The 13,173-nt window shown below is 32.7% G+C and carries 11 protein-coding genes; 7 read left to right on the forward strand and 4 right to left on the reverse strand.

Translation table 11 applies throughout. The annotated features are described in order from the left end of the window. Nucleotides 1-232: 232 nt before the first annotated feature. The 4 genes from murQ to RT228_RS12605 are packed head-to-tail and all read left to right on the forward strand — an operon-like array spanning nucleotide 233 to nucleotide 2,488. Nucleotides 233-1,051, forward strand: coding sequence for an N-acetylmuramic acid 6-phosphate etherase (gene murQ, locus RT228_RS12590; protein ID WP_313138693.1), 819 nt, complete (start codon nucleotides 233-235; stop codon nucleotides 1,049-1,051). Beyond that, nucleotides 1,051-1,281 (forward strand): DUF6095 family protein, encoded by a 231-nt coding sequence (locus RT228_RS12595; protein ID WP_006258491.1) that lies wholly within the window; start codon nucleotides 1,051-1,053, stop codon nucleotides 1,279-1,281. The genes murQ and RT228_RS12595 overlap by 1 nt, the downstream gene beginning before the upstream one ends. 4 nt (nucleotides 1,282-1,285) lie before the next feature. Beyond that, a complete protein-coding gene (locus tag RT228_RS12600; RefSeq protein ID WP_041893113.1) occupies nucleotides 1,286-1,669 on the forward strand; it encodes a hypothetical protein in 384 nt (127 codons plus the stop codon). A 21-nt stretch (nucleotides 1,670-1,690) separates the two neighbouring features. After that, nucleotides 1,691-2,488: a TerC family protein gene (locus RT228_RS12605; protein WP_058699701.1), complete on the forward strand. Its 798-nt coding sequence runs from the start codon at nucleotides 1,691-1,693 to the stop codon at nucleotides 2,486-2,488. A gap of 59 nt (nucleotides 2,489-2,547) precedes the next feature. Here the strand turns inward: RT228_RS12605 and RT228_RS12610 are convergent, their stop codons facing one another. After that, on the reverse strand, nucleotides 2,548-3,228 hold the full coding sequence (locus RT228_RS12610) for a TrmH family RNA methyltransferase (RefSeq protein WP_006258494.1): 681 nt from the start codon (nucleotides 3,226-3,228) through the stop codon (nucleotides 2,548-2,550). Between the two features lie 41 nt (nucleotides 3,229-3,269). Here RT228_RS12610 and RT228_RS12615 point away from each other — a divergent pair, with 41 nt between their 5' ends. Together RT228_RS12615 and RT228_RS12620 are read left to right on the forward strand one after the other, a co-directional pair. Continuing rightward, the gene (locus tag RT228_RS12615) at nucleotides 3,270-3,965 is read left to right on the forward strand and encodes an SIR2 family NAD-dependent protein deacylase (RefSeq protein WP_006258495.1); all 696 of its coding nucleotides are present in this window, start codon (nucleotides 3,270-3,272) and stop codon (nucleotides 3,963-3,965) included. Nucleotides 3,966-4,024: 59 nt separating this feature from the next. Beyond that, entirely contained in the window at nucleotides 4,025-4,447 is a 423-nt protein-coding gene (locus RT228_RS12620) for a hypothetical protein (RefSeq protein WP_006258496.1), read from the forward strand. 102 nt (nucleotides 4,448-4,549) lie between these two features. On the opposite strand, the gene RT228_RS12625 is transcribed toward RT228_RS12620, so the two are convergent. The 3 genes from RT228_RS12625 to ccsA all read right to left on the reverse strand — a co-directional run bounded on the left by RT228_RS12625 (nucleotide 4,550) and on the right by ccsA (nucleotide 11,335). Further along, a complete protein-coding gene (locus tag RT228_RS12625) occupies nucleotides 4,550-5,860 on the reverse strand; it encodes a hypothetical protein (protein WP_006264187.1) in 1,311 nt (436 codons plus the stop codon). Nucleotides 5,861-5,878: 18 nt separating this feature from the next. Further along, nucleotides 5,879-7,612: a hypothetical protein gene (locus RT228_RS12630; protein WP_058699700.1), complete on the reverse strand. Its 1,734-nt coding sequence runs from the start codon at nucleotides 7,610-7,612 to the stop codon at nucleotides 5,879-5,881. 549 nt (nucleotides 7,613-8,161) lie between these two features. Next, nucleotides 8,162-11,335, reverse strand: a complete 3,174-nt coding sequence (ccsA, locus tag RT228_RS12635) for a cytochrome c biogenesis protein CcsA (RefSeq protein ID WP_006258501.1) — start codon at nucleotides 11,333-11,335, stop codon at nucleotides 8,162-8,164. Nucleotides 11,336-11,544: 209 nt separating this feature from the next. Here ccsA and RT228_RS12640 point away from each other — a divergent pair, with 209 nt between their 5' ends. After that, nucleotides 11,545-12,744: a pyridoxal phosphate-dependent aminotransferase gene (locus RT228_RS12640; RefSeq protein ID WP_006258502.1), complete on the forward strand. Its 1,200-nt coding sequence runs from the start codon at nucleotides 11,545-11,547 to the stop codon at nucleotides 12,742-12,744. Nucleotides 12,745-13,173 lie beyond the last annotated feature (429 nt).

Consider the following 13,173-nt stretch of genomic DNA (forward strand, 5'->3'; position numbering starts at 1 on the left):
TAGCGACACAAATTTCTATAACCCTTCTTTATTTTACAAAAGTCAAGACGACTTCGTAAAGAAATACTTACCTAGCTTAATAAAAGAATAAATATAATTTTAAAGAAAATTTCTCTTCTTAATAATCTGCTTTTTTGGCATAAAATTATATCGTTCCTCTACTACATAAATAAGGGTTAGTAAACTATTTTGCTTACTTTTGTGTTCATACTTTTTTAAAAACTATTCAAAAGTGAGTTTTATAAAAATTACAGAACAATCTTCTAATTATGATAATCTAGACAAGATGTCTATCCAAGAATTATTGTCTAATATCAATCAAGAAGATCTTTCTGTTCCCTTAGCTGTAGAAAAAGCAATTCCTCAAATAGAAAGGACAGTAACACAAGTTGTTTCTAAATTAAACAATGGAGGAAGACTATTCTACATTGGAGCAGGTACTTCAGGACGATTAGGAATCCTAGATGCTTCAGAATGTCCTCCTACTTATGGAGTATCACCTGATTTAGTTATTGGAATCATCGCTGGAGGAGATCACGCCATTAGACATGCTGTAGAAAATGCAGAAGACAATCCTTTACAAGGTTGGTTAGATTTACAACAGTACAATGTCAATTCAAAAGATATTGTCGTTGGTATCGCTGCATCTGGTACTACTCCCTATGTTATTAAAGCATTAGAACAATGCCAAAAAAATGCAATCACAACAAGTTGTATAACTTGTAATCCTCAAAGTCCTCTTGCTGAAGTAGCTGATTATCCTATAGAGGTGGTCGTAGGACCTGAGTTTGTAACAGGTAGCTCTCGTATGAAAGCCGGTACTGCGCAGAAACTCGTTCTTAATATGATTTCTACTAGTAGTATGATACAAATTGGTCGAGTAAAAGGCAATAAAATGGTCGATATGAAAATGACTAATGCTAAACTACAAGAAAGAGGAATACAAATGATTATAAACGAATTAAATATAGACTACACTATCGCTAAAGGACTTTTAGAGCAATATCAGAATGTCCGCTTAGCAATAGAAAGTTTTAAATCAACTAAATAATGGAAGAACCACAAACTGATCGAAAACTGTTGAGCAAAGGTGTAAAATACTTAATGATTACTTTACCCCTTATGTTTTTAGGCCCTATCGTTATCCATAGTTCTTTAAAAAATCAAGCTCATCCTTTTTTCTATCCTATACTTATTTTAGGATGTTTAATATGCTTAACTTCTATGCTATTATTTTTTAAAGGATTACAAACTATTATAAAATCACTTTTTGGAAATTAAAAACATGAAAACTAAACTACTTTACTTTTTACCTTTTTTATTTTTATTAGCCTCTTGTTATAATCAAGAAAGAAATTGTGCTAAATTTAAAACAGGTAAATTCGAATTTACTGCTGAAATTAATGGAGAAAAGAAAGTTTCTACTTTCATTAGAACTGAAGAATTAGAAATAGAAACATTCGAAGGTAAAACAGATAGTGCTGCTATACGTTGGGTAAACGATTGCGAGTTTATCTTAGAGAAACTTAATCCTAAGACTATGGCTGATAAAAAGCCTGTTAGCATTAAGATAATTACTACGGACGGAGATCTATGTACTTTTGAATATGGGTATGTAGGAGATGCAAGAAGAGAAAGAGGAACTATTAAAAAAATAGCTGATTTATAATCTAATCCACAACTAAATACTATGGAAGTATTTTTAACTGCAGATGCTATAGTAGCATTTATTACATTGACATTCTTAGAAATTGTATTAGGAATAGACAATGTTATCTTTATCTCAATCGTCACAGGTAAACTACCTGAAGAACAACGCAAAAAAGCAACAAAAATAGGGCTGTTTTTAGCCATGTTTATGCGTATTGCATTATTATTTGGTGTTACATGGCTTATCGCTATGAAAAAACCTTTATTTAGTGTCAATTGGAGTTGGTTTAGCGCAGACTTCAATGGTCAAGCATTAATCTTATTAGGTGGAGGTATCTTCTTGATTTATAAATCGACCAAAGAGATACATGAAAAAGTAGCTCACGTGCATGATCATCACCCTATAGATGAAGCCCCTAATGCAAAAAAAATAGCGACTAAATCATTTAGCAACATTATCATGCAGATTTTAATGATTGATATTATATTCTCTGTTGATAGTATTCTAACAGCTGTAGGTATGACTAATGGCTTACAAGGAGCTCTATATATTATGATTGCTGCAGTTATTGTTTCTGTTGGAGTGATGATGTTGTTTGCTATACCTGTAGGTAACTTTGTGAATAAGAACCCTTCTATTCAAATTCTTGCACTTTCATTCTTAATATTGATTGGATTCATGCTTACTACAGAGAGTATGCACATCTCACATGCTGTATTAGCTGGTCAAGAAATAGGAGCTGTACCAAAAGGGTATTTATACTTCGCTATTGCTTTCTCATTAGCTGTAGAGTTCATCAATATGAAACTACGCAAAAAAAGCAATCCTAGTACTTAAATAACATCACTTATATAAAAACAAAAACTCCTTCAATTGAAGGAGTTTTTTGTTTTATATTATTGCTTAGATTCTAAATAACGTTCAGTTACAAAATCAATATCTTTAATAGACTTTCTAGCCCAATCAATTCTTTTTGCAAGTATTTCTTCTTCCTTTAACCTCCACTCAACATCTGAGTTCCTTACTCTCGTAGTTAGATTCTGAATAATAATCGCAGCTGACACTGATATATTCAAACTTTCTGTAAAACCAACCATTGGTATTTTAATATAAGCATCTGCCTGTTCTATAATTTCAGGAGACAGTCCATTTTTTTCTGTACCAAAGAATATAGCAGAAGGCTTACTAATATCAAAGTCTTCTAAATGATTTGCTTCTACATGAGGAGTAGTTGCCACAATCTGATAGCCCTTCTTCCTGATATCTTCAATGGCTGTAGGTATAGATGCATAACGGTGAATATCTACCCACTTCTCAGCACCTAAAGCTATTTCTTTATCTATACGCTTTCCAAATTTTTGTTCTATAACATGTAAGTCTTGTACACCAAAAACCTCACAACTACGCATTACAGCACTCGTATTATGCAATTGATATACATCTTCAGCTACAACAGTAAAATGATTTGTACGATCCTTTAAAACTTCTTTAAAACGCTCTACTCTATTTTCAGTCAAGAAAGTCTCTAAGTATTCTAAATAATCAACGTCCTGAAATAGCTTATTTGAAATATTCATTATATATTTATTTTTAAGACAATTGCAAAGGTAAGAATATTATGGAAAAAAAATTAGTCGTCCTTTCAGGCGCAGGAATGAGTGCTGAAAGTGGTATTAAAACATTCCGAGATGCTGATGGATTATGGGAAGGTCATGACGTTATGCAGGTAGCTTCACCTGAAGGGTGGCAACAAAACAAAGAACTAGTCTTGCAATTTTATAATGATCGCAGACGCCAACTATTAAGTTGTCAACCGAATAAAGCTCACAACATTCTAGCTCAATTAGAACAACACTACAATGTAAGTATCATCACTCAGAATGTAGATGATCTTCACGAGCGTGCAGGATCTAATAATATTATTCATTTACATGGAGAACTATTGAAAGTGCGTAGTGAACAGAATGAAAAACTAATATACCCTTGGACAAAAGATCTCTTAGCAAATGACTCTAATGAACTCGGTCATTCACTTAGACCACATATAGTTTGGTTTGGAGAAATGGTTCCTGAACTAGAGAAAGCTATTCCATTAGTAGAAGAAGCAGATATCATCATCATCATAGGAACCTCTATGCAAGTATATCCTGCAGCCTCACTAATATCTTATGCTAGATCAGATGCTCAAGCCTATTATATAGACACGAACCCAGCGTTAGTTCAGCATACACCTTGCTCACTAACCGTTATTAAAAATACTGCTTCAGAAGGGCTAAATTCGATACTAAATGAACTAATAAAAAAGACACAATAATTTGTTAGAATTAAAAAAGGTACTACTTTAGAGTTCTAAACAATTAACTAATCAATTTTATGAAAAAACTTTTTTTATTCCTTATTACCTCAATCTCTTTGAGCGTTGTAAGCTGTTCTAGTGATGACAATAGTAAGAATGACCCAAAACCTACAGGATACCCTGAGCAAATAAACAATGTTGATTTCTCAAATAAACAACCTGGGGATACAGCTATTTTAAAAGGAAAAGGTTTTGATGAAAGTAAAGCTGGAGAATACACAATCAATTTTACTAAAAAATTACCAAGTAAAAAAACAAATGCTGAAAAAGGAACTCGTGCATTACAACCTGGAGCATCAGACACACCAACTCCTGCATATATTTTCAAAGTAACACCAACAGAAGTACACTTTGAAATCCCTAAAGATGCAGGTAATGGAAGAGTAGACTTCATCTATAAAAACTACATAACACCGATAGGTACTTACCAAGTTAAATAACATAAAAAAGGTCTCAAAAAATATTTTTGAGACCTTTTTTATTTAAAAGAGAAAGCCTTTAGACAATGTCTAGAGGCTTTTTACTACTCTTTGTTATAAGTTTTACTTTGTAAACTGAACAACTACCTTGTATGAACCAGCAGTAATTGGTGTATATAACCCTCCACTACCTAAAGAAAAATCTAGTAACCCTCTATCATACTTAATATCTGTAATACCTACAGTTATCAATTTTCCTTCTAAACTATACAATTTGATATCAAAAATGTTAAGTGCTTTAATACCTACTTCATCAGGAAATTCTACACCAACAACCTCAGCGTCTAGAGAGTTAACAGTTGCTGTGCTTGAAAACACATTAACTACTTTACCTTCATACTTAATATTTGTTTGTGTAATGGCACTACTAATATTATAACTAACAGCTTCTTTAAGTTCTTTTATAAAGTTTTCATTCTTTAATATTTCACGAAGCGTTTCTGTTATATTAATAATCTTTTTTTCTCTCTTACCTGTCGTATTATTGATTACATAAGAATATAAAACATCTTCAGTAACAGCATTTCCATCTTCATCATGATCACCATAAAATACATTACCTCCTTCTGTCAAAAACTTATTTACTGTTTCTTCAAAAATTTGTTGTACCTCTTGATTATTAGTAATGGTTTTCTTAACATCTCCAGTTATATCAAGATAAAAAGGAATTTGCTTTCCATCTTTATCTCTCTCTTCTCCTAAATACTCATAAAAAATCTGACCTTTCTTCAACTTTGTCTGGTCATAATTTAAAGATTTAACTAATTCTGGTTTTTGCCCATCAGCAATAACTTCTCCTCTATTAATTAAAGATTTTGTTTCTGCCTTTTGGATTACATTCGTCAAGTCAACAACCTCAGAACTAACAACGTTATCTTTATCATCTTTAACTAATGTATAAAATTGCTCTTTATCAAAATCATACAACACGACAGAAGTTCCTTTCAAAGATTCTCCAGGTTTAGTTTGATTAATAAGTTGATTAATGACCGCCCAAATTTCTTCTAGAGATTGATTACTATTGTTATCTCCAATTAGCTTTAAAATTTCACTTCGTGTTGTTAATCTATCCCAAGATGTACCAGACCACACATAAAACCCTTCCGATTTTCCAGCAAGATCTTTATCTTGTAAATTAGGATTAATATTAAATACAACTAATCCTTTAATCTTTAAGTCTCCTTTTTTTCCAATAACAGGATCTAATTCATTCAAATCTTTTAAATGAACTCTTGGAAAAAGCACCCCTCTATCCTTAGCGTGTATGTCTAAGACAGTACTCTCAGAAGGACTTAGTGTACCAACCCCTACTTGGGCATGTCCTATATAGGACATACCAAATAGAGCAGCACATGCTATTAAATACTTTCTCATAGTGCTTAACTTTTTTTATTATTGTTTTGTTGCCCCAAGATATTCAAAAACAACCTCATATTTATCATTAGGTAATGGATAATAACTGTTTCCAACACCAAAAGCAAATCTAAATTGATTATCACCAGGTGAAGTTACATCTGTAACTGTAGTGAATAATACTTGTCCATTTTTATCTAATACTGATGCTTTAAGTAATCTACCAAATTTATCAGCTTTATTCTCAACCCAAGAACCTTTCTTAGTTGCGTCATCTACTACAAATTTCATTGGTTTAGTAACTACATAAGTATTAGCAGCTAATTCAGAATCATAACCATCCGCATGGTTAACAAGTATCTCTGCAGTACCTTTATATACAGTATATCCATTGATAACTTCCCCAGTAGGTACATTAGTTTCTGTAGTCACTACAACTTTTGTTTTCTCATTGATTAACTCTGTTACTTTATCATTAGTTTTAATCGTTTCGATTATGTTTTCACTAATATCAATTGGTTTTTTTGTAAATGTTCCATCACCATTATCAATTAAATGATATAACACGAATTTACCATCACCTGTAGTGATTTCACCATAGTAAACATTACCTCCTTGAGTCAAATATCTATTTAACTCGTCTTTGATATCTTGATGATTAAATGAATTTTTAACCTCTTCTGTAATATTTAAATAATAATTTACAGGCTGCTGATTAGCATCTAATTCTTCAGATTTGTATTTAAATAGTATTTGACCTTCTTTAAGAGTTCCTAATGTAGCATCTGTATAAGTTCCCTCTTTTCCAGAAGCGTCAACAATCGTTTTCTGAATATTAGTTTTTGTTTCAAAAGTATTGAAATTCACTTCAGTTTTACCATTAGTTTTGTCAATATAGTATAACTTAACTTCATTATTAACTACTTCAGCAAAAACATTCCCTTCAGATTTAGTAATAAATTTATCAATAAACTTACGATTATCATTAAATACTTGTTCTAAGTTAGAACTTACAGTACCTACTACGTCGATTTTAAATCCTGAAGTAAAAGGAATCCCCTTAACTGGGTCATTAATATCTTTAATATCATTTCCAGCAATTAACCAGGCGTTAACTGCATCTTCATTGAAATAGTAATAAGCTTTTACTACTTCAACTTCAGTTTTACCAGTTTCATCATTTGGATCTTTTATTTTATGCATCTCTGCTTTCATAAAAGTTTTAGTCTCAGATAAGGCGATTAACTCAGCAAATGTAATTGCTTTTTGAGTATACCCTCCGCTACCATCAGGAACTAAATAAGAAAACTCTCCTTTACCATTTGCTCCTCCAGTAGGATTAAAAGCAACTAAATAACTTAGGTTAGCACCATCTACTATATTAGTTATCTTTTTTATTTCTGTATCAACATAATTCTTAAGTTCATCTATTTTTTGATTTAATACAGATTCAGAAGTAATAAGTTCCCATTTACTTTCTGCAGGAGTCGTAGTATTATTAGTCCAATAATAGAATCCTTTTGCAGCAGTACCTTTATCATTAAAGACCAACATACTTTCAGTTTTAGAATCCCCTTCTAAACCAAATACTTTAACATCATTTAAAGCAACTCTAGGAATCAAGACCCCTTTCTTACTCGCAGCAATATCTAATATTGCACTTTTATTAGGTACTAATGCAGTACCAACCCCCATACCAATAGGATCAGGAGTCTGTGCATACATACCAGCTCCTAGAGCTAACAAAAACAGAGTAGTAATTTTCTTTTTCATGTTTAAAAAAATTTATTTAAAATATTTTACTAATTAATCTGAAGTGATCACATTTTCCCCAAATCGTTAATCAAATCATAACATCCTATATAGACAATAAGCTTTAACCTAAAATCTTAAACAGTTTGTACTACAAAGTTATAAAAAAAACGACTTAACAAACATCAAATGTTAAAATTTAATTATTACTCACACAATTTAACCTTATTTAGAAAATATACTACAACAAGAGAAGTTTTTGTATATATATTTAAATTTTACTCAAAAAAGATGTATATAAAACACAAAACAAAACTAAACATTTTAAAGATTTCACCTTTAAAAACTACATTAAACAGAAAATTATATTTTTTAAGAAAATTAAAACACTAATTTTTCTAAAATAAAGAAACTAATCACAATATAGTTAATTATACCTATATAATATGTAATACATATCGTAGTTTCTCCTTCTATATCACAATTCTACTCTTGAATCAGATATAAAAACAAAAAAAGCCCAGCTTCTAAAAGAAGCTGGGCTTTAGATTATATTCTACTTAGAGAATACTATTTCTTCAAGTACTTTTTATATTTAATATAAGAGAAGACACTTAATACTATCACAAATCCTAATGACCACCATACAGCAGTAGGTGTGATCACTTTATCTCCTGATGCATAAGAGTGTAATCCACTTAAGTAGAAGTTAACACCGAAGTAAGTCATCATAATTGAATAATACGCTACTACACTGAATACATTATATAACCATGTACCTCGCATAGCAGGCACTAATCTGGCATGGATCACAAAAGCATAAATCATAATACTAATTAATGCCCATGTCTCTTTAGGATCCCATCCCCAGTAGCGTCCCCAGCTCTCATTAGCCCATTGACCTCCTAAGAAGTTACCAATAGTTAATAGAACTAGACCTACCGTTAATGTCATCTCATTAATATAAGTCAACTCCTTAATATTAAGATCCATTTTCTTCTTATTCTTATCATTGGTAAGAATCATTAAGAATAGAGTCACTATTCCTAATATCATACCTAATGTGAATGGACCATAACTACCTACGATAACTGCTACGTGGATAATCAGCCAATATGAATTCAATACTGGTTGTAAATTACCAATCGCAGGATCCATAAAGTTTAGATGTGCTCCCCATAATACTATAGCGGCCACGAATGCTGTTGAAGCAATCGTTAACTCAGACTTACGCCCAAAAATCAACCCAAATAATGTAGTTGCCCATGCCACGTAGATAACTGACTCATACGCATCACTCCATGGAGCGTGCCCTGATACATACCATCTCACAGCTAATCCTAATGTATGGATACCGAATAATAAGACTGTAGCCCAGCTACCAATTTTTATCATCGTCTTATTAATACGTCTTGGTTTTAATATCTCTGATATAATGAAGATGAATAAGAACACAGCAGCTAACATATAGTAACTATATAGTGTCTTAAATATATCGTACTTATTATATTGGATTTCGAAATGAATCTTTTTCTCAGAAGGTATTACAGTTTTACCATAAGCATTCTGATACGTTTTAATACTCTGTAAGAACTCATCTGCCTTCGCATAGTCCCCTGATTGTTTTGCCTCAAATAACGCTGGTACATACATTCTAGGCAATATGCTCTTCGTGAATGTAGAATCCATTCCTTTAAGACCAGCCTCGTTTAATTCTAATGGAGATACCCATTTATCATTATCGTGACCAGGTATAGGGAATATCGTAAGGCTACGTGTAGTGAATGCTGCATTCAATAGAGCCATCTTAGAATCCAAATCTAAATAGTCTTTCTCAAACTGATTTTTAACAGCAGAGTGATTAGCATCTTCTACTACTTTTGCTAATCTATAATTACCATTTTCATCAAAGAAATCAATAAACGCCGCATACTTAGCACCTTTAGGCAGCTTTAATGCCTCTAGTATTTTATCATTCCCTCTAGGTAGTTTTATCAATTCTGCATAATACCAGTAGTTAGGTGCTCCTTGTAATTGTTGAGCTACTGTGAACTGAGTCATCGATAGAAACACCTGATCAGGATTTAATCCTTTATAGTTTTCTCCTTTATATACTTTACGCAATAATTCTGAAGCAAAAGTATTCACTGGTTTCATACGACCACCAAAGTCCTGAATAACCAATTCTCCGAATCTTGCTGCATGTTCTTTATCTACAGCAGTACTCTTGATCAGCGAATCTATCACTACCTGATTAGGACGTGTAGGTGTCTCGTGATTATGTTGTGCGAATGCTCCTACTGATAAGAACAAGAACAACATCGTAAGTATAGAAGCTTTCTTCTCTCTAACTTTATCTAATTTTCGTTTCAAATCACCAAATCTTGTATTCTTATCGAATAAGATTACTATTAATCCTACATATAGTAAGAAGTACCCTATATAAGTAATCCACGTTCCCCAGAAGTCATGGTTCACAGATAGGATAGTTCCTTTCTCATCTCTATCGAACTCTGCCTGGAAGAATCGGTATCCTTTATAATCTAGAATATTGTTCATATAGATACGTGCATCGAAGTTCTCTGCTCCGTCTAATACAGTCACCTGACTTTCGAATGAAGCATAGCTACTCTCTGTACCAGGATATTTCTCAGCAATGAATTTATTTAACTTGATTTGGAACGGTGTAGTATACACTTTACTACCATACATCATCGTAAACTCTAAGTCACCTAGTTTAAATGACTGAGGTTCTCCCATTCTTCCTGCTTTACCCATTAGCGTTACTTCCTCCTCTTTTCCTTGAGAACGAACAGTAAGAACTAAAGCATCCGTATTTCTTTTATTCTTAAAGTCACCATCAGACTCTAGAACCATCTTTCCTTTAATAGGCATTTCTGGAATAACGAACTGTGTTCCTGCCATATTATATAATGATCTAAAGTTCAGAGGAGCTTTTGTACCAGCTACTACATCACCTGTCGCCTGTGTTGCCATCACCATATACGTTCCTCCAAAAGGTGTATCTAAAAAGAACTCATCCCCTTCTTTTGTGATATTGATTGCTCCATCAGTAGGCTTATTCAATGAGAATAATACATTGTGGATACTCACAACTTTTCCTTCTTCTAAGAAATGTTCATGACGATCTCCATCACCAGACTCTACTAATTTTAAGAACATTTTTCCATTAGGATCTTCTGCTATTGCCTCAGTAGCTCCCATGATAAAATCTTTATACTCTATCTCGTAATCGATACCATTAAAGTCTTCTCTTACTTTAAAGTGATTATTCGTCACAGGAGAGAATAATATTGGTCTCTCATACGTACGTCTACGTTGTTCCCCTTCATACTCACCATCTGTCATAACAGTAAGGAACGTTTTATCAGAAAAAATACTATCTGCCGTCTCCCCTTCTCTAATAGGCATCATTCCCTCGAAACTAATATAACGAGTAATGAAAGCTCCTAATAAAATTAAAATAAAAGCCGCATGCAGTAGTAATGTGGCCCACTTCTCCTTGCTCAGTAGTCTGTATTTCTTAATATTTCCTATAAAGTTAATCAAGAAAACAAACATAATAAACTCGAACCATTTAGTATTATATATTAAAATACGGGCAGTAGTTGTGTTATAACGATCTTCGATGAAGGTTCCTAGAGCTAATGCTACAGCATAAACTATAAAAAGAACCGCCATTAACCGTGTCGAAGAAAAAAAAGATATTATTTTTTTATCCATGAGTTGTTAATATGTTGTTTTAATAGTGCAACAAAAATAACCAAAAAGCCCAGTAATTCAGTATATTTAACTTAATATTTAGTAATCAATTTGTTGCAAATTTTTGCATAAAATAAGTTACATTTGCGATAGTAATATTCTAGAGGATTATTGATTTCTAATCCAATATTGATTTAGAGAGTTACTATGTTTATTTAAATTTCAAAACTATGCCAAAGATTTCAAACAAAGGGCTTCAAATGCCTGAATCACCTATCAGAAAATTAGTCCCTTTTGCAGAGGTAGCAAAGCAAAAAGGACACCATGTATACCACTTAAATATAGGACAACCTGATATTAAAACACCTGAAGGAGCTCTTAAAGCTGTAAAAGAAGCTAACTTCGAAGTATTAGAATATAGCCACTCTGCAGGAATCGAAAGTTATAGAATAAAGTTAGCTAAACACTATCAAGACCAAAATCTTAATGTAGATGTAGCAGATATTATCGTTACTACTGGTGGATCTGAAGCATTATTATTCGCTTTAGGAAGTACAATGGACCAAGGTGACGAAATCATCATCCCTGAGCCATTCTATGCTAACTATAATGGATTCTCTACTTCTAATGGAGTAAACATCGTACCTGTAATGTCTTCTATCAATGATGGATTTGCATTACCTGCTATATCAGAATTCGAAAAACTAATCACTCCTAAGACCAAAGCGATCTTAATCTGTAATCCTGGTAATCCTACTGGTTATTTATATTCAGAACAAGAGATGAAACAGTTAACAGATCTAGTGGTTAAACACGATCTATTCTTAATCGCTGATGAAGTATATAGAGAGTTCGCTTATGATGGATATAAGCATATCTCTGTGATGAGCATCCCAGAATTAGCGAATCACGCGATCATGATTGACTCTGTATCTAAGCGTTACAGTATGTGTGGTGCTCGTATAGGATGTATCGTTTCTAAAAACAAAGAGCTTATGGCTGCAGCAATGAAATTTGCTCAGGCGCGTCTATCTCCTCCTACTTTTGAACAAATCGCTGCTGAGGCTGCTCTAGACACTCCTAAATCTTACTTCGATGAAGTAATCACGGAGTACAAAGAGAGAAGAGATGTATTCATCACTGCGCTTCAACAGATAGAAGGTGTTCAAGTGACTATGCCACATGGTTCTTTCTACTGTGTAGCTAAGTTCCCTATTAAGAATGCTGATAACTTCGCTAAATGGTTATTAGAAGAGTATGACCTAAATGGAGAGACTGTAATGATCGCTCCTGCTGCAGGATTCTACTCTACACCAGGTGTAGGATTAAACGAAGCTCGTATGGCTTATGTTCTTAAAAAAGAAGACTTAATCCGCTCAGCTGAGATCTTAAAACAAGCTCTTAAAGTATACCAAACAATAGAAAAATAATCAATCTATTATCTATATGAAAACCACCTCTAAACAGGTGGTTTTTTTGTTGAAATAGTATATGAGATAATCATCACCCTATCTTCGAATCCTATTTCATTCTGTTGTGAATAATTCTTATCTCTTTTTTTCATTTTTAATGAGTTATGACGTACTTACCTAGTGTAAAAGACGTTTTATACCCTCTTTTTTTGATATTTATCCTTCATATCATCCATTTACACTTCTTTTTGAAAAAAAGTATAGTGTTTTTTTCCTTAAAAAAAAGCCTCTAAAAAAACATAAACATCTAACTATAAAAACATTAAATATAGAACACTTCAAAAATAGATAATACACGAATACCTCTCTATCCTAGTATATACAAGCCTTTGTCTGAATTCCTTCAACACTTCTTCAACAATACGACAAGATTGCTCTAGTTCAAGC

The organism is Myroides sp. (assembly GCF_032073645.1).
Classification (GTDB): Bacteria; Bacteroidota; Bacteroidia; order Flavobacteriales; family Flavobacteriaceae; genus Flavobacterium; species Flavobacterium odoratimimum.

Bases quoted from the DNA above. Each gene is read 5' to 3' on its own strand.
- RT228_RS12595 (WP_006258491.1), top strand. From the start codon at position 1,051: ATGGAAGAACCACAAACTGATCGAAAACTGTTGAGCAAAGGTGTAAAA.
- RT228_RS12600 (WP_041893113.1), top strand. From the start codon at position 1,286: ATGAAAACTAAACTACTTTACTTTTTACCTTTTTTATTTTTATTAGCC.
- RT228_RS12605 (WP_058699701.1), top strand. From the start codon at position 1,691: ATGGAAGTATTTTTAACTGCAGATGCTATAGTAGCATTTATTACATTG.
- RT228_RS12610 (WP_006258494.1), bottom strand. From the start codon at position 3,228: ATGAATATTTCAAATAAGCTATTTCAGGACGTTGATTATTTAGAATAC.
- RT228_RS12615 (WP_006258495.1), top strand. From the start codon at position 3,270: ATGGAAAAAAAATTAGTCGTCCTTTCAGGCGCAGGAATGAGTGCTGAA.
- RT228_RS12620 (WP_006258496.1), top strand. From the start codon at position 4,025: ATGAAAAAACTTTTTTTATTCCTTATTACCTCAATCTCTTTGAGCGTT.
- RT228_RS12625 (WP_006264187.1), bottom strand. From the start codon at position 5,860: ATGAGAAAGTATTTAATAGCATGTGCTGCTCTATTTGGTATGTCCTAT.
- RT228_RS12630 (WP_058699700.1), bottom strand. From the start codon at position 7,612: ATGAAAAAGAAAATTACTACTCTGTTTTTGTTAGCTCTAGGAGCTGGT.
- ccsA (WP_006258501.1), bottom strand. From the start codon at position 11,335: ATGGATAAAAAAATAATATCTTTTTTTTCTTCGACACGGTTAATGGCG.
- RT228_RS12640 (WP_006258502.1), top strand. From the start codon at position 11,545: ATGCCAAAGATTTCAAACAAAGGGCTTCAAATGCCTGAATCACCTATC.